Genomic DNA, 25099 nt, shown 5'->3' on the forward strand with positions numbered 1-25099 from the left:
GGATAATTTCCAGTATTTCTTTGATTTAAGATTGAAATTTCCAAAAATTTCTTTAAAAATTGAGCTGATATCTATAATTCTGATGCTGATAGATTCATTATTTGCTTGTTCTAATAATGAATTTTTATCCCATTCGTTAATATCTGATGCGAGAATTATTAAATCTAAGTGTTGATTTTTATTATTCTCTATTATTGATTGAATGGTTACGGATGCAAATTTTAAATAATTTCCGTCGCATGTTAGAACGACAGAGTTTTTAATCTCAGGAAAGGCGGGGGATATGCTTTTTAGTGATTGATCCATATCATTCCTTAAGATTGCTCAATTAAACAGAGATTTTCCGCTTTGTAGAGGTACCCTCTTCAAAGACACGTTTCACCTTGAGCACAACATCGTTCTGGCGGATGGTGCGGGTGACGTGAATCAAGTGATTGCGGTCACGCACGAGCACGGTGACGTGGACGATGTGCTCCTTGCCCGGTTCCTCAAGCGTGACGCCGGTGATGCTCGAGTTGGCCTCGGCGACGGCGGTGGCAACCGTGGCCAGACCGGCGTGGGCTTCCTTGACACGGACTTCGAGCGGCACGGCGAAGTGCGCGCCCGCCTTCGTCTGGCCCCACTCAAGATGCATCCAGCGCTTGGGATCGGCCTGCTTGCCGCGGATGGCATGCGGGCAGTCCTCACGGTGAACGGTCAGACCGATGCCAGGACGGTTGTAGCCGGTGATGTCATCACCCGGGATCGGGTGGCAGCAGACGGCGAGATGCTGAGCGACACCTTCGTTGCCGTTGATCATGACCGGAGGCAGATCCTCGTCGGAGGATTCGATGTTCTCCTCGCGGAGCATCGTACGCAGGCGGGTGAGCACGGCTGCAGGCAGCGCACGGCCGAGACCGATCTGGGCGTAGAGCGCGGCGAGATTCTCCGCGCCGAATTCCTTGGCGAGCTTCTGCTCAATCGTGTTCGGAATCGTGACGAGGTCGATCTTCTGTTCGGAAGCAAGCGACTCAAGCGCGAGACGGCCCATTTCGGTGAGTTCGTCAAGCTGGCAGCTGCGCAGATACTGGCGGATTTCTGCGCGGGCGCGGCCCGAATGGACCGCTGCGAGCCACTGCGGGCTCGGATGGGCGTTCTTCGCGGTAATGACCTGCACGAGGTCGCCGTTCCTGAGCGTGACGTTGAGGGGCTTCGGCTCGCCGTTGATGCGTACGCTCTCGGTGTGGTTGCCGACGTCCGTGTGGATTTCGTAGGCGAAGTCGATCGCCGTGGAGCCCTTCGGCAACGGGATGATCTTGCCCTTCGGCGTGAAGACGTAGATCTGGCTCGGGAAGAGGTCGACCTTGATGTTCTCGAGGAACTCCTTGCTGTCCGAGGTCGTGCGCTGGATCTCAAGCAGGTTCTGTAGCCAGGCGGCGGTGCGGGACTGGAGGTCGCTCGTGTCGTCGCTCGAGGCGTAGAGCCAGTGCACCAGGATGCCGTCCTCGTCTATTCGGTGCATTTCCTCGGTGCGGAGCTGGAACTCGACCGGCGTGCCGTCCGGGCCGATCACCGTCGTGTGGATGCTCTGGTAGCCGTTCGACTTCGGGATCGCGATGAAGTCCTTGAAGCGGGAGTTCACCGGCTTCCAGCGCTTGTGAAGGGCACCGAGCGCAAGGTAACAGTCATCGCGCGTTCGCACCACGATGCGGAAGCCGTAGATGTCGAGCGCGTCCGAGAAGGACTGGTGCTTCTCGCGCATCTTGTTGTAAATGCCGTAGATCGTGCGGTCGCGGCCGAGGATTCGACAGGGAATGCCCGCCTGCGAGAGCACCGTCTTGGAGTCGTTGAGCATCTTCTCAAGGAACTCACGGCGGTTCTGGCGGGTCTTCAGGACGTTTTCGTAGAGGACGCGGTAACGGAACGGATAGCGGTTGGCGAAGGATAGTTCCTGCAGCTCGCGGAACACATTGTTCAGACCAAGTCGGTGAGCGATCGGCACGTAAATGTCGAGCGTCTCGCGTGCGATGCGGGCGCGCTTTTCGGGGCGCATGGCGCCGAGCGTGCGCATGTTGTGCACGCGGTCGGCGAGCTTCACGAGAATCACGCGCACGTCGCGCGACATGGCAAGCAGCATCTTGCGGAAGCTCTCGGCCTGAGCGATTTCGTTCGAGGAGAACTTGAGCTTGTCGAGCTTGGAGACTCCGTCCACGAGATCCGCGACGTCAAGGCCGAACTTCTCGGCCATCTCACGCTTGCTCGTCGCGGTGTCCTCTAGCACGTCATGCATGAGGCCCGCCTGAACGGTCTCGGCATCCATGCGCCAGGAGGCGAGGATGGAGGCGACGGCGATCGGATGCGTGATGTAGGGCTCGCCCGATTTTCGGAACTGGCCGAGGTGAGCGTCGTCGGCGTAACGGTAGGCCGAGCGGATTTTCTCGACCTCGTTCGGTGTGAGGTAGAGCTTGCAGGTGTCGACGAGCGCCTGGGCGGTCACGACGCCGATGGGCGCCTTGGGCGTGAAGAGCGGAAGATCCGCGTCAGGGAGTTTCGCGGGAATGACAGGGGCGGGAAGCGGCGCACGGCGGGCGGCATGCTTCGTGAACCCGAAGGGCGAGATGGGTTTCCTCGGAGGCGTGGGGAGAGGTGTGGAGCCTTCCTCTGCCGTTGCGTACATATCGTCCGGGAAGGACGGAGCGGAATCGAGGGCCATGGTGCGTTCCTTCTAGTTCTCAGGTTGGATTCGCTCTGCAGATCTCTTCGGGGTGGAAAAATCGCAGATACCAGCCTGCCGCATTGGGTGTCCTCCCGCAGGTTCCTTGGAGGCCGGATGATGAGTTCCGGCCTTGCGCCCGCGGTGAGGGAAAAGATTGTTCTAAAGAAAACGGCCGGCGCTCGCATCCATGGGTATGGATGAGGCGGCCCGGCCGTCAGTCATGCTTTGAAGCGTGAGTGTGATGTATCACTGAACATGCTTGAGCATATCCGTGCCGACGAGACCGTCCGCGATCTCGCGCAGGGCGATCACGGCGGGCTTGTCCTTGGCATCAATCTTCGGGGCATAGCCCTGGGAGAGCTGACGCGCACGGTAGGCCGCGGCCAGAACCATCTGGAAGCGGTTGGGGATCTTCTTCAGGCAGTCTTCAACAGTGATGCGTGCCATTTTGTCTTGCGAATGTGATGAAAGGAAAATAAAGGCCCTTCGGGCCAGCGATGCCGGACTCAGACCGGAACTCCGAGGTTCGCGAACTGATCGTGATGGCGGATGGCCTGCTGAGCGAAACAGAGGCGGCTCGCCGTCACAATGGCCTCAAGCTGGCTGAGGGCCGTGTCGAAATCTTCGTTGATTATAACGTACTCAAATTCCGGGGCATGCGCAATCTCAGCACCCGCGCCCATCAGACGGCGGGTGATCGTCTGTGGGGAATCGGTGCCGCGGTGGCGGAGACGCCACTCGAGCGCCTCAATGGAAGGGGGCAGGATGAAGATGCCGACGGTGCCCGAGAACTTCGAGCGGACCTGACGGGCGCCCTGCCAGTCGATCTCAAGGAGCACGTCGTTTCCCTGGGCCATCTGCGCCTCGATCCAGGTGCGGTTCGTGCCGTAGTAGTTGCCGTGCACGAGCGCGGTCTCGAGGAACTCGCCGCGGTTCTTCATCTCGAGAAACATCGTCTCGGTGATGAAGTGGTACTCACGGCCGTTCTGCTCGCCCGGGCGCGGCTCACGGGTAGTCGACGAGATCGAGAGCTTGATCGTGGGCTGGCGCTTCAGAAGCGCGTTCACGAGCGAGGACTTGCCGGCGCCCGACGGGGCGGTGACAAGGAAAAGGCGACCGGCGTGCTTAGGGGCGGCGGAGGTTTCGATTTCAGTCATGACAAGTCCTTTTACTCGAGATTCTGGATCTGCTCGCGCATCTGATCGATCGTGATCTTGAGCGCAAGCGAGGCGTTGGTCATCTCAATCGCGGCGGCCTTGGAGCCGAGGGTGTTGGCCTCGCGGTTCATCTCCTGGGCCATGAAGTCAAGCTTGCGGCCGACGGCCCCGCCCGACTTGAGCAGACGGCGGACTTCGCCGAGGTGCGTTTCGAGGCGGTTCATCTCCTCGTCGACGTCCATCTTGATCGCATAGAGCGTGACCTCCTGACGGATGCGGTCGGCCACTTCCTCCTTGGTGAGGGTGCTCTTTTCGGCCAGGGCACTGGTGAGGGCGTTCCCGAGTCGCTCGGAAAGACGAGCCTCAAGCTGGGCGATGATCTGGGGCATCGCTGCGCGGACCTCTTTCACCACCTCGGACATTTTGTCGCAGTACCCGAGGAGCACGCGGGTGAGCGCCTCACCCTCACGGACGCGGGCGGCGACGAACTGATCCAACGTGCGGTCCACGAGCTCGAGAATGGCTGCCTGAAGTTCATCACGGTCCGTGACGGGGGCCTGGGCAATGCCGGGCATCTCAAGGATCTCGGCGACGGAGAGCTTCCGGGCAAAGGGATCCGCCTCGACGATGGCTTCCTGAAGCGCATGGAGGCGCTTCAGCGCAGCCGTGTTGACGGAGGCAGGAAGCAACGACTCATCCTCAGCAAGTGACATGCGCAGTTCAACTTTGCCGCGGGTGAGACGCTTCTGGAGACGCTCACGGATCGCTGGCTCGGCGAAGCGGAGCTTTTCGTCAAGACGGAGCGTCAGATCAAGAAAGCGGGAATTGACCGAGCGGCACTCAACGGTGACTGACCCGGCGGGGGTCTTTCCGTCGGCGGCTGCATAGCCTGTCATGCTGGCGACTGAAGGCATGTAAACGAAACTCCTGGAAACGGAAGTCCTAGAGCGGCGCTTCGCCGCTCCGTTCATCCGAGGTTGTTCTTGTTGGGCGGCATTTTAGAGCGTCGGCACCAGTGAGCGAGGAGAAGTGATGCGTGAGGCGGCACACAAATGAAGTAGCATCTAGTCCGCATCATCCGTGAGTCCGTATTTCCTCAGGAAAGGTTTTTCGCCATGTCCGATTCCATCAAATCTCATCTTGCCACCCGTCCTGACGGACGCGTCGCTGAAACGCTCAGGCCGGTGAGCATTCAGCGTCATTACACCAAGTACGCCGAAGGCAGCGTGCTCTACTGCCAGGGCGATACGCACGTGCTCTGCACGGCGAGCGTCGTCGCCGGCGTTCCGCCCTTCCTCCGCGGAAAGGGAGAGGGATGGGTCACGGCGGAGTACGGCCTGCTTCCCCGCTCCACGGGCACGAGAACGGACCGCGAGGCCGCCCGCGGCAAGCAGTCCGGGCGCACGCAGGAGATTCAGCGACTGATCGGCCGCAGCCTTCGCGCGGTGGTTGATCGGAAGAAGCTTGGCGAATTCACCATTCACCTCGACTGCGACGTGATCCAGGCCGACGGCGGCACGCGCTGCGCGTCCATCACCGGTGCCTGGGTGGCGCTTCGCGATGCGGTGGACTGGATGCTCGCGAAGGGCCTGATCTCCGAGGATCCGATCCGCGCTCAGGTGAGCGCGGTGTCGGTCGGCATCGGCAAGAAGGGCCCCGTGCTGGATCTCAACTATGTTGAGGACTCCTCCTGCGAAACGGACATGAACATCGTCATGACGAGCGAAGGAAAGTTCGTGGAGATTCAGGGCACGGCCGAGGGCGATCCTTTCTCGAGCGCCGAGCTCGCGAGCCTCATTGCGCTCGCGATGAAGGGCAACAACGAACTCGCCGTTCTGCAGCGCAAGGCCCTTCAGGCAAAGTGATCTGCAGATCCTCCGTCCAATATTCAAATCTCACACATCACCATGACCGGTTCCAACACCCCCGTGCTCGTCCTCGCCTCCGGCAACGCCGGCAAGATCCGTGAATTCCAGGCCATGTTTGCGCCCCTCGGCATCCGCATCGCCGGGCAGAAGGAGTTCGGCGTTAAGTCCTGCGACGAGCCCTTCGGCACTTTCGTGGAGAACTGTCTCGCCAAGGCGAGGAACGCCTCCCGACAGACCGGGCTGCCCGCGCTCGCGGACGATTCCGGGCTCTGCGTCAATGCCCTGGGCGGCGCGCCGGGAGTCTTCTCCGCGCGTTTCGCGGGTGAGGACGCCGACGACGAGAAGAACAACCTCCTTCTGGTCGAGAAACTTCAGGGTATCGAGGACCGCCGCGGACATTACAGCTGCGTGCTCGTCGCAGTCCGCAGCGCCGATGACCCGGAGCCGCTCATTGCCGAGGGCTTCTGGGAAGGCGAGATCACGGACGAGCCGCGCGGCAAGGGCGGCTTCGGCTATGACCCGTACTTCCTGCTCCCTGAGTTCGGCCGCACGGCGGCGGAACTCACTGCCGACGAGAAGAACGCCGTGAGCCACCGGGGCAAGGCACTCGCCCGCATGGCGGAGCTTCTCACTCACCGCTGGGGCCTCAAGGCGTGACCGACGCGATCCTGGCCGCCCGACCCGATCCGGCGGTCATCCCGCTTTCCATCTATCTGCACTGGCCGTGGTGCGTCCGCAAGTGCCCCTACTGCGACTTCAACTCGCATGGTGCACCAAAGAATCTCCTGGAGCTTGAGTCGGTCTACGTGGACGCGCTCCTCGCGGATCTTGAAGGCTGGCGGCCGTATCTTGAGGGGATGCCTCAGCGTGAGATCCTCTCCATATTCATCGGGGGCGGCACGCCGAGCCTGATGACGCCGGAAGAACTTGGGCGCCTGTTGCAGGGAATCGCGGAGCGTTTCCCGCTTGCGAAGGACTGCGAAATCACGATGGAGGCCAATCCCGGGACCGTGGAGGCTGGCAAGTTCGCCCGTTTTCGCGACGCCGGAGTCAACCGTCTATCCATCGGTGTGCAGAGCTTCTCCGACGAGCGCCTGCGGAAGCTCGGGCGCATCCACAGTGCGCAGGAAGTCCGGGCAGCGATCCGGGAAGCGGCGGAGGTCTTTGACAACTTCAATCTTGACCTCATGTATGCGCTTCCCGGCGAGACGATGGAGAGCCTGCGCGAGGAACTTGACGAGGCCGTGGCGAGCGGCGCGACGCACCTCTCCTGCTACCAGCTCACGATCGAGCCCGGCACGGTCTTCGAAAAGCGCTGTCCGGATGATCTGCCCGACGCGGACATGACCGCGGAGATGGGAGACGTGGTCGAGGCGCGGCTCGCCGAGGCGAGCTACCGCCGCTATGAGGTCTCGGGCTATGCACAGGAAGGGCGGCGGTGCCGCCACAACCTAAACTACTGGACATTCGGCGACTATCTCGCCGCGGGCGCCGGCGCGCACGGGAAACTGACGACCCGGGAGGGCGTTCGTCGTGAAGCGCGCGCTGCCTCTCCCCGTGTCTATCTTGATGCTTATCAGTCCGGGGCCATGGCAAATGTCCGCGGGGATGACCGTTCCTGGATCGAGTCCTGCGAAGTGTCGGCCGAGGACTTGCCCTTCGAGTTCATGCTCAATGCGCTCAGACTGCTCGACGGCGTTCCAGCCGGACTCTTCACTGAGCGAACGGGGCTGCCGCTCTCCCTGATTGAACCTGTGCTCGCTGATCTCCGTTCCAGAGGGTTGCTCGTGCCTGATGAACGGAGGCTCGCCGTCTCCCGCCGGGGGCTCGACTTTCTCTCCGACGTGCAGGAAGCCTTCCTCTGACGAGGACATACCGGGCGCATCAAATTTGTGCGCACGCTATACGTGCGCTACGCTCAAAAATGGTGCACAACAAGGCATAATTCACCAGACCGTACCCGGGGGATGCGCCAGGAAGGGGCTCTCTCATCCGAAATCGGCACCTTAACTGTTCATGGGGTGACGGATTCGCGTGATGAGAACGCTTTGTTTTCAGAGGTGAGTGCAGCTTGAGAGCCTTGTGCACGCCTCAGGCCCGATCCGTGTGCACAGCGGAGATGCGGGTGGTGCACCTCGCGCCGAAGAACAATTGGCACGCGCTTTGCTCCCCTGAAGGTACACGCGCACCGGGCGAATCATCCTCCCTCGAACGGTGTGTGGAATCAACCCAGTCAAAAAACGCGGCACGCACCCTGCGGCCGTTTTCTTAGGAGAAGAGGTATGACGTCCGCTGCTGATGTGCTGCAGATGATTAAGGACAACGACTGCAAGTACGTGGATCTCCGCGTCACGGATCTGCTCGGCAAGGAAATGCACCTGACCATTCCGGCCGACAAGATCGAAGAGGATGTCTTCGAACTCGGTCAGCCCTTTGACGGCTCGTCCTTCATTGGTTGGCGCGGCATTGAATCCTCCGACATGCTGCTCCTTCCGGACCCCGACACCGCCCGCATGGACCCGTTCCGCGAGGCCAACACGCTCGTCCTCAACTGCGACGTGCTTGAGCCGACGACCGGCAAGGGCTATGAGCGCGACCCGCGCTCGCTCGCCCGCCGCGCCGAGGCCTATCTGAAGTCCACCGGCATCGGTGACACGGCCTACTTCGGTCCGGAACCCGAATTCTTCGTGTTCGACTCCGTCAAGTGGGATCACCGCTCCGGCTCGAGTTTCTTCCAGGTCGGTTCCGAGGAGGCCCCGTGGTCGTCCGGTCTCGACTTCGAGGGCGGCAACCTCGGCCACCGCTGCCGCGCCAAGGGCGGCTACTTCCCGGTTCCGCCGGTTGACAGCCTTGCCGACCTGCGCTCCGAGATGACCACGCTGCTCGCCCAGCAGGGTGTGCCGGTCGAGATCCACCACCATGAGGTGGGCGGCCCCGGCCAGTGCGAAATCGGCACCCGCTTCGGCACCCTCGTGCAGCGCGCCGACTGGACGCAGATCCTGAAGTACACGGTGTGGAACGTCGCGGCCGCTTACGGCAAGACCGCCACCTTCATGCCGAAGCCCATCGAAGGCGACAACGGCTCGGGCATGCACGTCCACCAGTCGATTTGGAAGGACGGCCAGAACCTCTTCGCGGGCAACGGCTACGCCGGCCTCTCCGAGATGGCTCTCTACTATATCGGCGGTGTGATCAAGCACGCCCGTGCCCTGAACGCCATCACCAACCCGGGCATTAACTCCTACAAGCGTTTGGTCCCCGGCTTTGAGGCTCCGGTCAAGCTCGCCTACTCTTCGCGCAACCGCTCGGCTTCGATCCGCATTCCGTTCGTTAACAGCCCGAAGGCCCGCCGCATTGAGGTTCGCTTCCCCGATCCTCTGTGCAACTCCTACCTCGGCTTTTCCGCTCTGCTGATGGCCGGCCTTGACGGCATCCAGAACAAGATCCACCCGGGCGAAGCTGCTGACAAGAACCTCTACGATCTGCCGCCGGAAGAGAACGCCAAGATCCCGACCGTCGCGCCGAACCTTGAGGTCGCTCTTGACAGCCTCGATCGTGACCGCGAGTTCCTCACGCGCGGCGGCGTCTTCACCGACGACCTGATCGACGCCTACATCGCCGAGAAGCGCAAGGATGTTCTGAAGGCTGAGATGGCTGTCACGGCCCTCGACTTCGACCTCTACTACTCGCACTGATCGGCGCATCCGATACGTCGCATCCTTTCCGTCCGTTCCGGCGGACGGAGGGAATTCTCCGGGGACGGTGCGCGCATCGTCCCCGAATTGTTTCCAGAGCTTCGGTCTTCCGGCCGATCCACGGCAGGGAGAAAGCTCCGGAAAGGTTCAACTTCTTACAACTGGGCATCTCGCAGACATGACGGCTTCGCCTCTCGGCGGCAGGAAACTCTCCGCCGAACCCGCTCAGCGGGTGCTTGCTTTCGATCTCCTCTCCACTGCGATCATGTGCATTGACCGGCACGGGGTCATCCTGGCGGTCAATGCCGCGGCGGAGACGCTGCTCGGCAGGACGAGCCGCGTGCTCGCCGGTGTGCCGGCGGCGGAGTTCATTGACGAGGCCGCAGGCTGGTTTGGCAGGCGTTCCGGCGTGATTCATGCCGGTGCGGACGCGGAGAACGCCGAACTCGCTTCTACGTCCGTCACATTCACGGTCATCACGAATCTCCACCGCGGGCTCCAGGAGCCCGTGCGGGTGCGTGCAGTGCTCACGGACATCTCCGAGGATCCGTCGGCAATTCAGGGGCTCCCTCAGGGGACGGCCTACCTGCTCGAGGCGGTCGAACTCGAGGACGCCCTTCAGGCCGAGCGCAATGCGATGGAAACGCATATGCGCACGGCGAACAGCGAGCTCCTCAGGAATCTAGCTCATGAGATCAAGAATCCCTTGGGCGGCATCCGCGGCGCGGCGCAGCTCCTCGAGAGCGAACTCGTGCGCGAGGAGGACAAGGAGTGCACGAGCGTGATCCTTGAGGAGGCGGCTCGCCTCCAGGCGCTCGTTGACCGTCTTCTCGCTCCCTACCGTGCAGCCAAGACCCGCGAGCCGATCAATGTGCACGAGGTGCTCGAGCACGTCCGCAGCCTGATCAGCCTCGAGTTCAGCTCCGGTCTCACCATCCGCCGCGACTACGACATTTCCGCGCCTCCCGTGATGGGAGACCGCGGGCGTTTCACCCAGATCTTCCTCAATCTCGCCCGCAATGCGGCGGAGGCCATGACCGAGGCGAGGGCCCGTGGCAAGGCGCTTCTCATCCTGCGCACACGCATTGCGCGCGACGTGATGATCGGCAGTTCCCGCGTGCGTCTCGCGCTCCGCGTCGAGGTGATCGACAACGGCCCAGGCATCCCGGCGGACATCCGCGAGCAGGTTTTCTTCCCGCTCGTCACAGGACGCGCGGAAGGCTCCGGACTAGGACTCTCCATCGTGAAGACCTTCGTGGAAGAGGCGGGGGGAAGCATCACGGCGGAGAGCCGCCCCGGACGGACGGATTTCATTCTTCTGCTGCCTCTGGAGCGCAACGGCTCCGGCAAGCGCAGCGATAAAGCGGCCTGAGTCCAGCTCAAGCCCCTCGGAAAAACAGAAAAGAACAATAACGGCCAAGACCACTTTTGAAGGACCTAGCCATGCTTGACGATACGCAACTCACCTCGAGCGAATCCGCGGGCAACGAACCCGTCTGGGTGATCGATGACGACCGGGCGATCCGCTGGGTACTCAATCGCGCGCTCTCACGCGAAGGAATCGGCTGCCGCATGTTCGAGCGCGGGCAGGATGCGCTTTCGGCCCTTGAGAACATTGATCCGGTGCGCGAGTCGAGGCCGCTTGTCCTTGTCTCCGACATCCGCATGCCGGGACTCTCCGGCGTTGAACTCCTGAACAAGGTGAAGGCTATCGCGCCCGATCTGCCCGTCATCATCATGACGGCCTTCTCGGATCTCGACAGCGCGGTGTCCGCATTCCGCGGCGGTGCCTTTGAGTACCTCGCGAAGCCCTTCGATGTGAGCAAGGCGGTTGAACTCATCAGCCGTGCGATGGAGGACGCCCGCCGTCGTGCCGAGGAAGTTGAAAAGGCAGAAGCCCAGGATGCGGAGGAGGCCACGCAGGAAAAGAGCTCCGTGCCGGATCTGATCGGTCAGGCCCCCGCGATGCAGGAGGTCTTCCGTGCGATCGGCCGTCTCTCACAGAGCAACGTGACGGTGCTTCTCACCGGTGAGTCCGGTGCCGGCAAGGAAGTCGTCGCCCGTGCCATTTGGAAGCACAGCAAGCGCAACCGCGCCCCTTACATCGCCATCAACATGGCGGCGATTCCGCGCGAACTGCTCGAGAGCGAGCTCTTCGGCCACGAGAAGGGAGCGTTCACCGGCGCGACGGCGACCCGTTACGGGCGCTTCGAGCAGGCCAAGGGCGGCACGCTCTTCCTTGACGAAATCGGCGACATGCCGATGGAGCTTCAGACCCGTCTGCTGCGCGTGCTCTCGAACGGCTACTTCTATCGCGTTGGCGGCCACCAGTCGATCAAGGCGGATGTCCGCGTGATCGCCGCCACGAATCAGAACCTTGAGGAGCGCGTGAGGAACGGACAGTTCCGCGAGGATCTATACCATCGACTCAATGTCATCCGTCTGCGCCTTCCGCCGCTCCGCGACCGCGTTGAGGACATTGAGCCGCTCGCCACGCACTTCCTGACGGTCGGCGCACCGGAACTCGGCGTGGAGCCGAAGAAGCTCTCTGCGGAAGCTCTGGAGATCATCCGCGCCTTCCCGTTCCCGGGCAATGTGCGTCAGCTCGAGAACCTCTGCCGTTGGCTCCTTGTGATGGCGCCGTCGCAGGAGATCCGTGCCGAGGATCTGCCCTACGAATTCCGTCATGCGGAAGCCGTCGCATCCGCGCATCCGGAGGCGCTTGAACGTCATGCGGAGACTGCTCATACGGCAGCCGGTCATGACCATGGTGCTCAGGTTGCAGAGATACCTGCGGATTTCTCCTGGAGCGAAGCGCTCTCCCGGGAAGCCGAGCGTCGTCTGACCGCCGGGGAAAGCGGGATCTGGCAGTCGCTCACGGATGATTTCGAACGTGCGCTCATCCGCACGGCGATGTCCGTCACGCGTGGCCGTCGAATTGAGGCTGCGGAACGTCTGGGGCTCGGTCGCAACACACTGACCCGCAAGATCCAGGAACTCGGTCTGACAGACGAACTTGCCTGCAGGCTGCCGCCGCTCAAACGGCATGCGGATGACGCCGCCGACGGATTCTCGGAGGGCGCGGCGTGAGAGTCAATGTCCCGGGCACCGCTGACACGCCCGGGAACCTGAAGGGCGGCGTGCTGATCGTGCTGCCGCCCGCATTCGGTCCGATAGTCAACGAAGATGATCTGCCTCCTGAACCAAAGGCCCGGGAGGCTTTTCTCGCTCGTATGACGCGAAAGCGGGGACTCATCACAGCAGCGCGAATTGACAGAGGACCGGAGATCCAACAGGCATTGCGATGGCTTGCCGCGGCGGGATTTCCTGTTGCGGAGCAGGCAGAACGTTTTTCGATTCTGAACTGGCCGACAGTCTGGGACGGCCGGCCGAGGGATGCACATGTCATCCGCGAAGCGGTTACAGAAGGGAAGCGACTGGTGGACGTGATAGAGAAGCGTCGGCCGATTCTGGTGGTGTTTCTTTCCTCACAGCTGCTGGAGGCGGCAAACGATCCGGCCCTGATCGAGCGGCTTGCTTCGTCGATCGGGCTGCCGCTGCAGCCGGCATGCAGGCTTTCGGACATGCGCCTGCGGATTCTGGGTCAGCGTTGGAAGCGAGCCCTGATGGTGGGGCTCCCAATGCCCAGGCGGACGATGAGCATGGCACAGTCTGAGGAGATCAGCTCGTCTCTGCGAAAGTTCTTTGCGAGGGAAGGACTCCTCTGAGATGAGGCGATAATGTGCGGACTTCCAGAATGCAGCGCGCTGAAGGTGCAACTGCGTTCTTCACCTCGTAACGCATCTCCATCGAATGACCGCAGAACTTTCTCCTGTCCCCGGGACGCTGACGAAGCTCTCGGATCTGCATGATTTGCTCGCTGCATATGGTGCCAAGCCTGTGCACGCCCGAAAAATCCATTCCGCCTGGCTCGGCGCTTCGGAATGGCCGACCGAGGCGAATGCCGGAAGACGTGTACGGCTGCCTGATGCCTTGGTGAAGGCGCTTCCGGATATAAGAGCCAAGCTAGATGCTGTGGCACAGATTCATTCCCGTTATCCCGGGAGTGATCCTGAAAGTGAGCGTCTGTTGGTCACACTTGCGGACGAGCAGATGATTGAATCGGTGTTGCTGCCCAGGAAAGGGGTTTGCGTATCAACTCAGATAGGGTGCGCCGTTGGCTGCGTGTTCTGCATGACGGGACGGAGCGGGCTGATAAGGCAGCTGACCGATCTGGAGATCGTTGCACAGGTTGCAATGGCAAGGAAGCTTAGACAAGAAACGAAAAAGGTCGTGTTCATGGGCATGGGGGAGCCTTCCCACAATCTTGCGAATGTCATGCGTGCGGTGGAATACCTCGCAGATTACGGACGGTTCGGACACAAGGAACTGGTGATTTCCACGGTTGGAGATGAACGTCTGTTTGCGGCGCTTCATGCATCTAAAGTAAGACCTGCGCTTGCAATCTCACTGCATACCGTGGACGATGCAAAACGCAGGAAACTGCTTCCAAAAGGCTGTCGCATGTCTGTGGATGATCTGATTGATGCAGCCGATGAATGGGCGAAGACTAGTGGATATCCACTTCAGGTTGAGTGGACGTTGATTGAAGGCAGAAACGATTCTGAACAGGAAATTTCCTTGCTCGCAGAGAAGCTTAAAGGTCGGTATGCGATGGTGAACTTTATTCCTGTGAACATGGTTAATGGTACAAACTGCAAACGTCCGGCACGTGAGCATGCTGTTAATTTGATACGTTTCCTCCGAAGCAAAGGGATCATCGCAACGCTTCGCGTTTCAGCTGCTCAGGATGTAGATGGCGGATGTGGTCAACTGCGGGCACGAATATTAAAAGTCTAAGTTTTTATAAAATACGTATCGCATTAACGAAAATGACATCTACGCGTCGATAAAGATTGAGTAGTTCGACGTGAAGTGCACTTGTCTCAATAGCTCCGGACTGTCCTGAACTTACTCTATTCATATGCCTAACGACTAAGTCAAAGGCTTCGCGGCCCCTAGTTTCATCATCATTAATAAGCTGATTTTTTATGGTTTCTTTGTTTTGATTGGATGTATTGTCTTTCAATAAAGTATCAAGTTTTTCTATAATTTCATGAACTTCATCATGGGCGCGTTCTAATTCTTTCTCTCCTGAGGGTGAGAAAAAGCGGCTGTCACGCCACTTACGCTTTCGGATTGACTTGAACATGAATCGCGTCACCTTGGCTGAGAAGGCCAGAGCGTCGTTCACTGCGGATAGCTTGTTCCATTCCGAAGACTCTTCATTCGACAGACCGAGCCGAACGACAGCTGCCAGATAAGTCTGTACAGCCCTGCACCGTCGGTCAAGAAGCTTCATGCGGTTTTCGATCAGAATCATCTCGCCTGCCGGCGGATTCATGGAAAGCAGAGTACGAAGCGTCTCCCAGTGGTGCTCAAAGATTTCTATTGTCTTGAGGATTTCCTCGCGGGCAAGCTTGAGCGAAGTCTTTGCTGAAAGAAGGTTCTCTTCGGTGAGAATCTGAACTTCCCCCTCGTCCTTTCTTTCCTTGGCCGGCAGCTTCCGATCTATGAATCGTGCAGCCGGGCCGACGAAGAAGAGTCCGATTACGCCGACGATCGCGTTGTAGAGAAGGTGAAAGAGAATCACGGCGTCCGAGCCGTTGCCGAAGTCAATGAAGAAACGGCTCAGGGGCGGGATGGCAAGGAGTGCACATACTCCAAGGACGAAACCGACTGAACGGAAGAGGCAGTTTCCCAGCGGGGCTTTCCTTGCCATGCGGGAACTGCCGGTTGTGGTGATGACTGCAAGCAGTGCGCTGCCCAGGTTGGCGCCCAGTACAACCCAGAGTGCGGCCCCGGTCGGTAAAACCCCCGCCGCACAGAACGCCGCTGCGGAGGCAACCACGGCGAGACTGGAGAAGAAGCATAGTGCCGCCAGGATTCCGAGACCGGCCGAAAGCGCCGGATTTGAAGCAAACAATGTGAAGAGATCCCGGACTGCCTCGCCTTCCTTCATGGAAGCCGAGGCCGACATGATCATCTGGAGCGCCAGAAGGATGAAGGCGATGCCGAGAAGCGTTCTGCCGAACTGGCCGGAACGTTCCGCAGTCTTGCGTACAAAGAGCACGGTGCCGATCACGAGCAATACCGGGATCGCCTGCGATAGGTCGAGCGTGAGGACGCGCACCATGAAGGCGCTGCCCACGTCAGCACCAAGAACCGCAGCCAGAGCGATGGCGGTGGTTACGAGGCCGCCCGACTGGAGTCCGGCGATCAGAAGCGCCGAGGCGGTCGAACTCTGAAGAAGCGCAGAAAGCCCGAAGCCGGCGAAGAATCCGAGCACGCGGTTGCTGAGCTTCGCGGCGAGCCAGCTTCGCAGCGATTCTCCGAATGTGCGCAGAATTCCGGTCTTCACCATGTAGGCTCCCCAGACGAGGAGCGCCACGGCGCCGGCAAGGTTGATGAACACTGAGACCATTATCGGGGGAGGGGCCCGGAGGCTTCGTTAGAGATGCTTACCGAAAACATGATTTTCCCTGATTTTGACGCACTATGGTAGGGCGCATGAAAAACAGAAGGACTCGTAATGCGCATCAGGCACTACGAGTCCCTGTTTACCACAGCGGGAGACACCGGAAGGCGATGTCAGTCCTCGACGAACGCCTTCTCGCGTCCGGAGCGGACAGACGGAAGAATCACGATGATGAGAAGGAGCGCGGAGATCGCCAGCAACGTTCCCGAGATCGGACCCGTCACGAATGTCGAGAGGTCACCGCGGGAGAGGAGCAGCGCACGGCGCATGTTCTCCTCAAGCATCGGGCCGAGGATGAAGCCCAGGATGAGTGGGGCACCTTCACAGCCGAACTTGTTCGCAAGCCAGCCGAAGATGCCGAAGCCGATTGTGATCCAGATGTCGAACGGGTTGTTGCTGATCGAGTAGACGCCGATCGCGCAGAAGACCAGGATCGCCGGGTAGAGGAGCCGGTACGGCACGCGAAGCAGTCGCACCCAGAGGCCGATCAGCGGGATGTTGAGCACGATGAGGAACACGTTACCGATCCACATGGAGACGATAAGCCCCCAGAAGAGCGAGGGGTTCGTGCTCATGACCTGCGGACCCGGTGCGATGTCGTGAAGCATCAGCGCACCGATCATGAGCGCCATGACTGCGTTCGACGGGATTCCGAGCGTGAGCATCGGGATGAAGCTTGTCTGAGCGCCCGCATTGTTGGCGGACTCGGGACCCGCCACACCGCGGATGTTGCCCGAGCCGAAAGGAGGATCGGCCTTCTCGCCCGCGATCTTCTTCTCCATCGTGTAGGAAGCGAAGGAGGAGAGAAGCGCGCCGCCGCCCGGCAGTATGCCCAGCAAGGAACCTACAACCGTGCCGCGCGCGATGGGGCCCGCGCAGACCTTCATGTCCTCCTTGGTCGGGAGCACACGGCCGACGGCGGCGGGCATGGCTTCACGGGCACCGTTCTGCTCAAGGTTCTTGATGATCTCGGCGAAGCCATAGACCCCCATTGAGAGCGCGACGAAGTCGAAGCCGTCCATCAGCTCGTCGACGCCGAAGACATAGCGGAGGGCGCCCGAGTTGACGTCCATGCCGACGCAGCCGAGCAGGATGCCGATGAAGATCATGCCGATCGCCTTGAGGAGCGACCCGGAGGCCAGCACCACGGCACCGACGAGGCCGAGCACCATGAGGCTGAAGTATTCGCGCGCGCCGAACTCGAAGGCAACGCTCGTTAGCGGCTCCGCAAAGGCGGCAATGAGCACCGTGGCGAAGCACCCGGCGCAGAAGCTGCCGATGGCGGCGACGCCGAGCGCCGCGCCTGCACGGCCCATCTTGGCAAGTTTGTGACCGTCGAGGCAGGTCACGACCGCTGCGGCCTCGCCCGGAATGTTCACGAGGATGGCCGTGGTCGAGCCGCCGTACTGGGCGCCGTAGTAGATGCCGGCGAGCATGATGAGAGCGGCCGACGGATCCAGGGCGTAGGTGATCGGGAGCAGCATCGCCACGGTCGCGACCGGTCCCATGCCGGGCAGGACGCCAACGAGTGTGCCGAGGGAGACGCCGACGAAGCAGTAAAGAAGGTTTGTCAGACTGACGGCGCTCTCGAGGCCGATCCAGAGATTGTTGAAGAGATCCATGGTTCGACTCGCTTCAGAGGAAGGTGGGCCAGAGCGGCACGATGAGGCCGAGGCCGCCGATGAAGAGCGCTGCGGAGAGCGTTGTCAGGATCACCGCGGAAATCAGGGCGTCGCGGAGTCGGAAAAGCGGATGCGCCATGGAGGAGATGATCACCATGAGGCCGATCGAGAGCACGAAGCCGAGCGTGAGGAGCGTGAGCGCATAGAAGGCGGCGCTTCCCAGAATGAGGAGGGGCGCCAGGGGCTTTCCCCATTCGATGTGTCCTTCCGCGGCGGAGACGGGACTGGTCATCATGGCCTTCACGGCGATGACGAGTCCCGTGAGCATCAGTGCCACTGAGATGATGAAGGGAAAGTACCCCGGGCCCATGCGCGCAAGCGAGCCGAGTTCGTTCTCCCCGAGCGTCGTGGCGCCGAAGAGACCGATCGCGATGTAGAAGAGCCCGGCGGCGAAGTCCTTCTGGTTCTTGATCATGATGTCTGGGTGAAGGTCAGGTTCCCGTCTGACGCGGAAATCCTGCGGTGAAAATTCTGCGAAAAGCGCGATTATCGCGCGTTCCGGCGATGGGTTGGTTTACGAGGCCTCTCCGGGATCGGAAAAAGCAAAAAGCGGCCTGCCCGCGTGAGGGGCATAGACCGCTTCTGAACTTTCATCCGTCGGTCAGAGCCCCAGTCGGGGACTCTGATCCGTCGGATTGCAATGAGCCCGTAGGTCAGTCGACGCGTGCGCCGGAGATCTTCACGAGCACCTTGTACTTGGCGGCCTCGTCATCGATCATCTGCGCAAACTCGGCAGGGGTGTTGGGGGCGGGAAGGGCGCCGAACGCACGGAACTTCTTGTCCATGGCCGGGTCACGGAGCGCCTTGACGATTTCGGCATTGAGCTCAGCGACGGTTTCGTCGGGCGTCTTGCCCGGGACCATCAGACCGAACCAGGTGTAGATGTCAAAGTCGGGAACACCGGCCTCGCCCATCGTCGGGGTGTCGGCGAGGAGCGGCGTGCGGGTCTTTGTCGTCACGGCGAGCGCCATGAGCTTCCCGGCCTTGATGTTGGCCGAGGCGGAGGCGAGGTTGTCGAAGATGAGGTCGGTCTGGCCCGAGATCACGGAGAGGAGGGCGGGCGACGCGCCGGCGAACGGGATGTGCGCCATGTCGATGCCGGCCTTGTTCTTCAGAAGCTCACCGGCCATGTGACCGGCCGAGCCGTTGCCGCCCGAGGCGTAGTTGAGCTTGCCCGGGTTGGCCTTCGCGTAGGCGATGAGGTCGGCGACCGACTTGATGCCGGTCTTCTCGGAGAACTGCGGCGTGATGACGAGGACGTTGGCGGCCGTCGCGACGAGCGAGACGGGCTTGAAGTCCTTCTTCGGATCGTAGGGGATGTTCTTGTAGAGCGACGGGTTGATCGCGTGCGTCGCGACCGCGCCCATGACGAGCGTGTGGCCGTCGGGCTTCTGCTGCTTCACGAAGCTCATGCCGACGTTGCCGCCGGCGCCCGGACGGTTCTCTACGACGACGGTGCCGAAGGCCGGCGAGATAGCGTCCGCGATGGCGCGGGCGGAGACGTCAAGCGGGCCTCCCGGCGGGTACGGAACGACGATGCGGATGGGATTCCCGCTGTCGCCCTTGAGCGCCGCGGCGCAAGCTGTCATCGGAAAGTAAGTGGCGCTCGAGAGTGCCACCGCTCCGATGGCACCCAATACGGTGCGACGCTGCATAAGAGTTGCTCCTTTGAATGCAAAAACGCCTCTCAGAACATCGGAGAGGCTTGAAAATTCTGCGCTTTCCGCCAGCATTTAATCAGGTCATGCAAATTCGGGCGGCGCGGGTCTCTATTAAATCATGCCCGGCAATGGTGCAGTAAGGGTGCGGGAGCCTGAGGTAAGGCTCTTTTGAGTCGTCGCAGTCCGTCTAGGACAGGCACCCTAGGAAAAAGGAGAACACAAGTTCTTGGGATGGCGGAGGAGGATCTGTCTGTGAGCAAGGCTGCAGTGAAATTTCACTGCAGAGTGTCTCAGCTTCCGAGCCACTTTTTACCGAGCTCGCGGATCACGCCCGCGCGCTCCAGTCTTCCCCAGGCCGCGAAGAGCACCGGGGCGAGGGGTTCGGATCTCGGATGGATGCTCCCAGGAATCTCCGGGAGTCTCGCGCCGCGGCGCACAAGCATCGTCTTCCACGCCTGAGGCGTGAGCGGGCCGCCGTTGAAGGCCACGGTCAGACGAACGTCTCGCGCGGCATACCAGTGCGCCTCGAATGAGTCGGTGATCATCACATCACCGAGTTCGCTCGCGATACGCGCGGGGATGGAGGCGTTGTCCGTGATTGTCGTCACCCTGGCCCGGGTGAGATGCGTGTCGACAAAGCGCTCGTTCGTGCCGCCCGGGTTCTTCAGCACATGAACATCAGGCTGGTTCAGGTCTGCGGGAGTTTTGAATCGCTCCTCATCGGCCTTGCGGATGAGCGCCACCTTGGCGAAGGGGGCGTAGCGCGGCAGATCGTCAAAGCGGCGGGCGCGCTCGGGGAGCCAGGAAACGCCACCCGTGGCGACGTCAAACCGGCCGGCTTCGAGCTCGTTGAACACGTTGGGCCAGCTCGTGAGCACGAAGACCGGCGTGAGCTTCGCCTCGCGGCAGAGCGCCTGGGTGAGTTCGATGTCGTGCCCGGCGAAGCCGGCGGGCGAGCCCTCGTCAATGATGCCGAAGGGCAGATAGTCGCCCGGGACGCCGAAGCGGAGGATGGGGCGGATGGCAAAGGGGCGTTTACGCATCACACCTCCAGAACAATCTGAACGGGCGCGTGGTCCGAGGGCTGTGCGTTGCCGCGCGGACGCGTGTCAATCGAGGCTTCCTGCACCTGACCGCGCAGTGCGTCGGACACAAGGAGCAGATCAATGCGAAGACCGTGATTCTTCTCAAAGCCGCTCCTGCGGTAGTCCCACCAGGAAAACGAGGCTGCAGGCTGCGCGAAGAGGCGGAAGCTGTCGGAAAGCCCGAGTCCCAGAAGGCGCTTCAGCGCCGCGCGCTCGGGGGCCGAGCAGAGGATCTTGTCCGTCCATTCGGCAGGGTTCCAGACATCGGCATCCGCCGGGGCGATGTTGAAGTCACCGCCGAGAATGAGCCGGGAGTTTTCAGAGAAAAGTTCCCTCAGGTGGCGCTCAAGCACGGCGATCCAGTCAAGCTTGTAGAGGTACTTCGAACCGCCGGGAACCTGGCCGTTGGGAAAATACGCGCCGCAGAACCGGACGGATTCCCCGCCCGCGGCGGGATGAAGGAGTGCCGAAACGAACCGCTTCTGGTCATCGGCCCAGCCGGGGAGCGCCAGTTCCACGGATTCCGGTTTCAAAAAGCTCTTCCGGCGCGTGACAAGCGCGACACCGTTGTAGGTTTTCTGCCCCGTGAACGCGGCATCGAACCCCGCTTCGCTGAAGGCCTCGACAGGGAAGGCGTCATCCGTGAGCTTGGTCTCCTGCATCACGAGCGCGTCCGTGCCGGAGCGCTCAAGCCAGTCGAGCACCTGTGGCAGACGCACCTTGAGTGAGTTGACGTTCCAGGAGGCGAAGCGAAGCCGTGTCATGGGAAAACCGAAGGGACGAAAGGGCGGGAATGATCCGGCAGTCGGGGGAGTTGCTGCATCGGCTGCACCTCCGAGAAGGAGGCGCGACTCGGAAGTTTGCCACACTCCGGGGATTCAGGAGCGTAATGGTAATCCGCGCTACTCCTTCCCGGTGGAAAAGGCTATGATGAGCATAGGTTTTTTGTTCTTTGTAAGGAACTGGAAGATGGCCGCTGAAACTCTGAAGACTCCGAAGGCTGAGGCCCGGACCGGCACGAAGCCTGCCATTCCCGCGATGACGCTCGACGTATCGAAGTACCTGCCCCGTGACGCGCCCGTTGTCGCCCGACTCTCCACCGAACAGCGACAGCTCATCATGGACGTCGGTGGCCCGGGCTGGGTGCGCAAGATCGTCCAGGCGATCGCCGTCGCCGGCTGACCCACAGATCCCGTGCAGTCATTGCACGTCAAAAATTCTGTCACTCCACGCCAATGGTCGACCATTGGAAACATAATAAAAACAAAGCGTTAGCGATTATTTGGCGATCAGTGCGGATAGGTAGAAGAGACTAGCCGCCGCGTTCTCAATCGCTCCTAGAATGAGCGGATTGATTTCACTTGGCTGCGCCGCCTCCGGGGAGCCTCGCATCAAGAGGCTCCCGGCGAAGATGTGTGCGCAGCAAAATTTCTGGAGTGTTTCCCATGCCGATGAATCTTCGCGGCCGCAGCCTGCTCAGTCTTGTCCATCACACGCCCGCCGAGATCGACTTCCTCGTTGACCTCGCGATCGATCTGAAGAAAGCCAAGCGCATGGGCAATGAGCCGCGCCGCCTCGTCGGCAAGAACATCGCGCTCGTTTTCGAGAAGACCTCCACGCGCACCCGCAGCGCCTTCGAGGTCGCGGCCTACGACCAGGGCGCCGGCTGCACGTTCTTCGATCCCTCGTCCTCCCAGATCGGACACAAGGAAAGCATCAAGGACAGCGCCCGCGTGCTTGGGAAAATGTATGACGCGATCGAGTACCGCGGCTTCTCGCAGAAGGTCGTGGAGGAGCTCGCCGCCTACGCGGGCGTGCCGGTCTACAACGGCCTCACGGACGAGTGGCATCCGACGCAGATGCTCTGCGACCTGATGACGATGAAGGAGTCCTGCGGCAAGACCTGGAAGGACATCTCGTTCGCCTACATGGGGGACGCCCGCTTCAACATGGGCAACTCGCTCCTGATGATCGGTGCCAAGATGGGCATGGACGTCCGCATCGGCGCTCCGAAGGCCTGCTGGCCGTCCGACGAGCTCGTCGCGCTCTGTCAGGAGATGGCGAAGGAGTCCGGCGCCCGCATCACGATCACCGAGGATCCGCTCGAAGCCGTCAAGGGCGCTGACTTCATCCACACGGACATCTGGGTCTCGATGGGCGAGCCCGCCGAGGTCTGGGCCGAGCGCATCGCGCTCCTGAAGCCCTATCAGGTGAACGCCGCCCTGATGGCCGCCTCGGGCAACCCGCAGGTCCGCTTCATGCACTGCCTCCCGGCCTATCACAACGACGAGACGAAGGTCGGTGCCAAGGTTATCGCCGCGCACCCCGAACTCGCCCAGGGCATCGAGGTGACCGAGGAGGTCTTCGAGTCGCCCGCCTCCATCGTCTTTGAGCAGGCCGGCAACCGCATGCACACCATCAAGGCGCTGATGGTCGCGACCCTCGCCTGAGATCTCGGAAAACAGCAAGGCCGTCCCTGCCGGGACGGCCTCAAGAGGGAAGCGCACTGATTGCTATCCCGGTACGAAGGGGAATGCCTTTTCAGAAGGATTCCCCTTTCGCTTTGTTGTGCGCCCGGATCAGGCCTCAACGATGCCCGTCAGGCGCAGCAGCGGATCGAGCTCGGGCTTCCTGCCTCGGAACGCGACGAAATTTTCAATCGCGTCACGGCTTGAGCCACGTTCGAGGATCTCCGTGAGGTAACGGCGCCCCGTCTCGGGGTTGAGAACGCCCGTTTCCTCAAAGGCGCTGAAGCAGTCGGCGGAGAGCACCTCGGCCCACTTGTAGCTGTAGTAGCCGGCGGCGTAGCCGCCCGCGAAGATGTGGCCGAAGCTCTGCGGGAAGCGGTTCCAGGCGGGCGGGAAGACGACGGCGACTTCCTTCCTGACGGCGTTGAGGAGACCGAGCATGTCGTCCTTCGCGGGATCAAATTCCGTGTGGATCAGCATGTCGAAGAGCGCGAACTCGACCTGCCGGACGCAGAAGGCACCGGCCTCGTAGTTCTTCGCGGCGATCATCTTGTCAAAGAGCTCGTCGGGAAGGGGCTCGCCCGAGACGGCGTGCTTCGAGATCGACTTCACGACCGCACGCTCCCAGGCGAAATTCTCGAGGAACTGGCTCGGCAGCTCCACGGCATCCCACTCAACGCCGTTGATGCCGGAGACCTGCGGTTCCTCCTGCGCGGTGAGAATGTGGTGGAGGGTGTGCCCGAACTCGTGGAAGAGGGTCGTCACCTCATCGTGCGTCATCGTCGCCTCGGCACCCTCGACGGGAGCCGCAAAGTTCGTGACGAGGTAGGCGATCGGCGTGACGAGCTCGCCCGAAGGCAGACGCCGGCGCGTGCGCTCGCCGTCCATCCAGGCGCCGGAGCGCTTGCCCTCGCGGGCATAGAGGTCCGCGTAGAAGGCGGCGATCTTCTCGCCCGCGCGGCGCACTTCGAAGTACTTCACGTCGGGGTGCCAGACGGGCGCCGTGGCCTCCGTGATCTCAATGCCGAAGAGGGTCTCGACAAGCTTGAAGAGCCCGGCGAAGACCGCGTTCTGGGTGAAGTAGCGCTTCACCTCGGCGTCGGAATAGCTGTAGCGGGCCTCGCGGAGTTTCTCCGCGGCGAACGGGCGGTCCCAGGCCTCGACGGTCTCGATCCCGAGCACCTCGTGCGCGTACTGATCAACCTCGGCGGCGTCGGCGAGGGCGCGCTTCCTCGAGCGGGCGGCGAGGTCGCGCAGAAACACGAGGACCTCCTCGGGACTCTCGGCCATCTTGGTCACGAGCGAGAGCTCGCCATAGTTGCGGTAGCCGAGGAGCTTCGCCTCCTCGGCGCGCAGCTTGAGAAGCTTCGTGATGAGTTCCGTGTTGTCGAACTTGCCGTCGTTCGAGAGCTCGGACGCGCGGGTGGCGAAGGCACGGTAGAGCGTCTCGCGGATTTCACGGTCCTCGCAGTACTTCATGGCCGGCAGATAGGACGGGAACTGCAGCGTGATGCGGTAGCCCTCCTTCCCGGCGGTCTTCGCGCTCTCTCGGTAGAGCGCGAGCGTCTCCTCGGGCAGCCCTTTCAGGCGGCTGTCGTCCGGGAGGACGAGTTCAAAGGCGTTCGTCGCATCAAGTACGTTCTCGCCGAACTTCTGCATGGTGATCGAGCTCTCCTGGCCGATCTCCTTCACGCGCTCGCGCTCGGCGGGCGGAAGGGCGGCGCCGGAGAGTTCGAAGTCGCGCAGCTCGCGTTTCACGATGCGCTGGCGCACGGGCGGCAGATTCGCAAAGTCCGAGTTCTCGGCGATTGCACGGTACTTGCCGTAGAGCGCCTCGTTCTGCGAGATCGAGAGATAGAGATCAGTGGCAAGGGGAAGCGCCTCATTGAAGGCTTCGCGTAGCGCCGGCGTGTTCATCACGCCCTGCAGGTGCCCAACAGCACCCCAGGCGCGGGAGAAGGCGATCGTCGCCTCCTCAAGCGGCTCGACCACGTGCTCCCAGTCGGCGGGCGTCCCGGGGGCGGTCACGGCGGCGAGGGTCTTCTCCACATCGCTGCACAGAGCCTTGACGGCCGGAACGACATGCTCCGGGCGGATGGCGGCGTAGTCAATCAAATCGGTGATCGTGAGGAGCGGGTTCACTGCTTCAGCGTCACTGGCGTTGTTCGGGGTGGTCATGCGGAAATCCTCAAAATATCTGATTCTTCGCGGCATTGAAAAGGGCGTCCGTAGCAGAAACGCGGACGCCCC

Annotated in this window: 22 protein-coding genes; 10 read left to right on the forward strand and 12 right to left on the reverse strand. The window is 61.4% G+C overall.

The features are described from left to right. The 5 genes from Q4F91_RS04705 to Q4F91_RS04725 all read right to left on the reverse strand — a co-directional run. On the reverse strand, positions 1-306 hold a 306-nt coding region (locus tag Q4F91_RS04705; RefSeq protein ID WP_303335040.1), incomplete at its 3' end, for a glycosyltransferase. Between the two features lie 22 nt (positions 307-328). Next, complete coding sequence (locus tag Q4F91_RS04710) at positions 329-2692, reverse strand: bifunctional (p)ppGpp synthetase/guanosine-3',5'-bis(diphosphate) 3'-pyrophosphohydrolase (protein ID WP_303335042.1); 2364 nt, start codon at positions 2690-2692, stop codon at positions 329-331. Between the two features lie 249 nt (positions 2693-2941). Beyond that, the gene (gene rpoZ / locus Q4F91_RS04715; protein ID WP_303335044.1) at positions 2942-3142 is read right to left on the reverse strand and encodes a DNA-directed RNA polymerase subunit omega; all 201 of its coding nucleotides are present in this window, start codon (positions 3140-3142) and stop codon (positions 2942-2944) included. 59 nt (positions 3143-3201) lie between these two features. Continuing rightward, positions 3202-3852 carry a guanylate kinase gene (gene gmk / locus Q4F91_RS04720; protein WP_303335046.1) on the reverse strand — a complete coding sequence of 217 codons (651 nt, stop codon included), beginning with the start codon at positions 3850-3852 and terminating at the stop codon, positions 3202-3204. An 11-nt stretch (positions 3853-3863) separates the two neighbouring features. Further along, entirely contained in the window at positions 3864-4766 is a 903-nt protein-coding gene (locus tag Q4F91_RS04725; RefSeq protein ID WP_303335048.1) for a YicC/YloC family endoribonuclease, read from the reverse strand. Positions 4767-4967: 201 nt separating this feature from the next. Between Q4F91_RS04725 and rph the strand changes: the two genes are divergently transcribed. The 8 genes from rph (at position 4968) to Q4F91_RS04765 (ending at position 14275) form a co-directional block, all read left to right on the forward strand. Then, positions 4968-5717 (forward strand): ribonuclease PH, encoded by a 750-nt coding sequence (gene rph / locus Q4F91_RS04730; protein WP_303335050.1) that lies wholly within the window; start codon positions 4968-4970, stop codon positions 5715-5717. Between the two features lie 42 nt (positions 5718-5759). Further along, positions 5760-6377: an RdgB/HAM1 family non-canonical purine NTP pyrophosphatase gene (rdgB, locus tag Q4F91_RS04735; protein WP_303335052.1), complete on the forward strand. Its 618-nt coding sequence runs from the start codon at positions 5760-5762 to the stop codon at positions 6375-6377. Beyond that, a complete protein-coding gene (hemW, locus tag Q4F91_RS04740; protein ID WP_303335054.1) occupies positions 6374-7585 on the forward strand; it encodes a radical SAM family heme chaperone HemW in 1212 nt (403 codons plus the stop codon). Before rdgB ends, hemW begins: the two co-directional genes overlap by 4 nt. A 417-nt stretch (positions 7586-8002) precedes the next feature. Continuing rightward, the gene (gene glnA / locus Q4F91_RS04745; RefSeq protein ID WP_303335056.1) at positions 8003-9415 is read left to right on the forward strand and encodes a type I glutamate--ammonia ligase; all 1413 of its coding nucleotides are present in this window, start codon (positions 8003-8005) and stop codon (positions 9413-9415) included. Positions 9416-9593: 178 nt separating this feature from the next. Further along, complete coding sequence (locus tag Q4F91_RS04750; RefSeq protein ID WP_303335058.1) at positions 9594-10787, forward strand: nitrogen regulation protein NR(II); 1194 nt, start codon at positions 9594-9596, stop codon at positions 10785-10787. Between the two features lie 71 nt (positions 10788-10858). Next, positions 10859-12505 (forward strand): nitrogen regulation protein NR(I), encoded by a 1647-nt coding sequence (ntrC, locus tag Q4F91_RS04755; protein ID WP_303335060.1) that lies wholly within the window; start codon positions 10859-10861, stop codon positions 12503-12505. Further along, entirely contained in the window at positions 12502-13143 is a 642-nt protein-coding gene (locus Q4F91_RS04760; protein ID WP_303335062.1) for a hypothetical protein, read from the forward strand. The genes ntrC and Q4F91_RS04760 overlap by 4 nt, the downstream gene beginning before the upstream one ends. An 85-nt stretch (positions 13144-13228) precedes the next feature. Beyond that, complete coding sequence (locus tag Q4F91_RS04765) at positions 13229-14275, forward strand: RNA methyltransferase (RefSeq protein WP_303335064.1); 1047 nt, start codon at positions 13229-13231, stop codon at positions 14273-14275. A 4-nt stretch (positions 14276-14279) separates the two neighbouring features. Here Q4F91_RS04765 and Q4F91_RS04770 read toward each other — a convergent pair whose 3' ends face one another. The 6 genes from Q4F91_RS04770 to xth all read right to left on the reverse strand — a co-directional run bounded on the left by Q4F91_RS04770 (position 14280) and on the right by xth (position 21145). Beyond that, complete coding sequence (locus Q4F91_RS04770) at positions 14280-15899, reverse strand: Na/Pi cotransporter family protein (protein ID WP_303335066.1); 1620 nt, start codon at positions 15897-15899, stop codon at positions 14280-14282. Positions 15900-16066: 167 nt separating this feature from the next. Beyond that, positions 16067-17575 carry a tripartite tricarboxylate transporter permease gene (locus Q4F91_RS04775; protein WP_303335068.1) on the reverse strand — a complete coding sequence of 503 codons (1509 nt, stop codon included), beginning with the start codon at positions 17573-17575 and terminating at the stop codon, positions 16067-16069. 13 nt (positions 17576-17588) lie between these two features. Next, positions 17589-18050, reverse strand: a complete 462-nt coding sequence (locus tag Q4F91_RS04780) for a tripartite tricarboxylate transporter TctB family protein (protein WP_303335070.1) — start codon at positions 18048-18050, stop codon at positions 17589-17591. Positions 18051-18288: 238 nt separating this feature from the next. Beyond that, positions 18289-19290, reverse strand: coding sequence for a tripartite tricarboxylate transporter substrate binding protein (locus tag Q4F91_RS04785; RefSeq protein ID WP_303335072.1), 1002 nt, complete (start codon positions 19288-19290; stop codon positions 18289-18291). A gap of 296 nt (positions 19291-19586) precedes the next feature. Beyond that, positions 19587-20339, reverse strand: a complete 753-nt coding sequence (locus Q4F91_RS04790; RefSeq protein WP_303335074.1) for a transporter substrate-binding domain-containing protein — start codon at positions 20337-20339, stop codon at positions 19587-19589. After that, positions 20339-21145: an exodeoxyribonuclease III gene (gene xth, locus Q4F91_RS04795; RefSeq protein ID WP_303335076.1), complete on the reverse strand. Its 807-nt coding sequence runs from the start codon at positions 21143-21145 to the stop codon at positions 20339-20341. The genes Q4F91_RS04790 and xth overlap by 1 nt, the downstream gene beginning before the upstream one ends. 205 nt (positions 21146-21350) lie before the next feature. Between xth and Q4F91_RS04800 the strand changes: the two genes are divergently transcribed. Further along, positions 21351-21563, forward strand: coding sequence for a hypothetical protein (locus Q4F91_RS04800; protein ID WP_303335078.1), 213 nt, complete (start codon positions 21351-21353; stop codon positions 21561-21563). A gap of 263 nt (positions 21564-21826) precedes the next feature. After that, the gene (locus tag Q4F91_RS04805; RefSeq protein WP_303335080.1) at positions 21827-22831 is read left to right on the forward strand and encodes an ornithine carbamoyltransferase; all 1005 of its coding nucleotides are present in this window, start codon (positions 21827-21829) and stop codon (positions 22829-22831) included. Positions 22832-22960: 129 nt separating this feature from the next. Here Q4F91_RS04805 and Q4F91_RS04810 read toward each other — a convergent pair whose 3' ends face one another. After that, positions 22961-25027, reverse strand: a complete 2067-nt coding sequence (locus tag Q4F91_RS04810; protein WP_303335083.1) for a M3 family metallopeptidase — start codon at positions 25025-25027, stop codon at positions 22961-22963. Between the last annotated feature and the right edge of the window lie 72 nt (positions 25028-25099).

The sequence above is a fragment of the Sutterella sp. genome, assembly GCF_030539355.1.
Lineage (GTDB): Bacteria > Pseudomonadota > Gammaproteobacteria > Burkholderiales > Burkholderiaceae_F > Sutterella.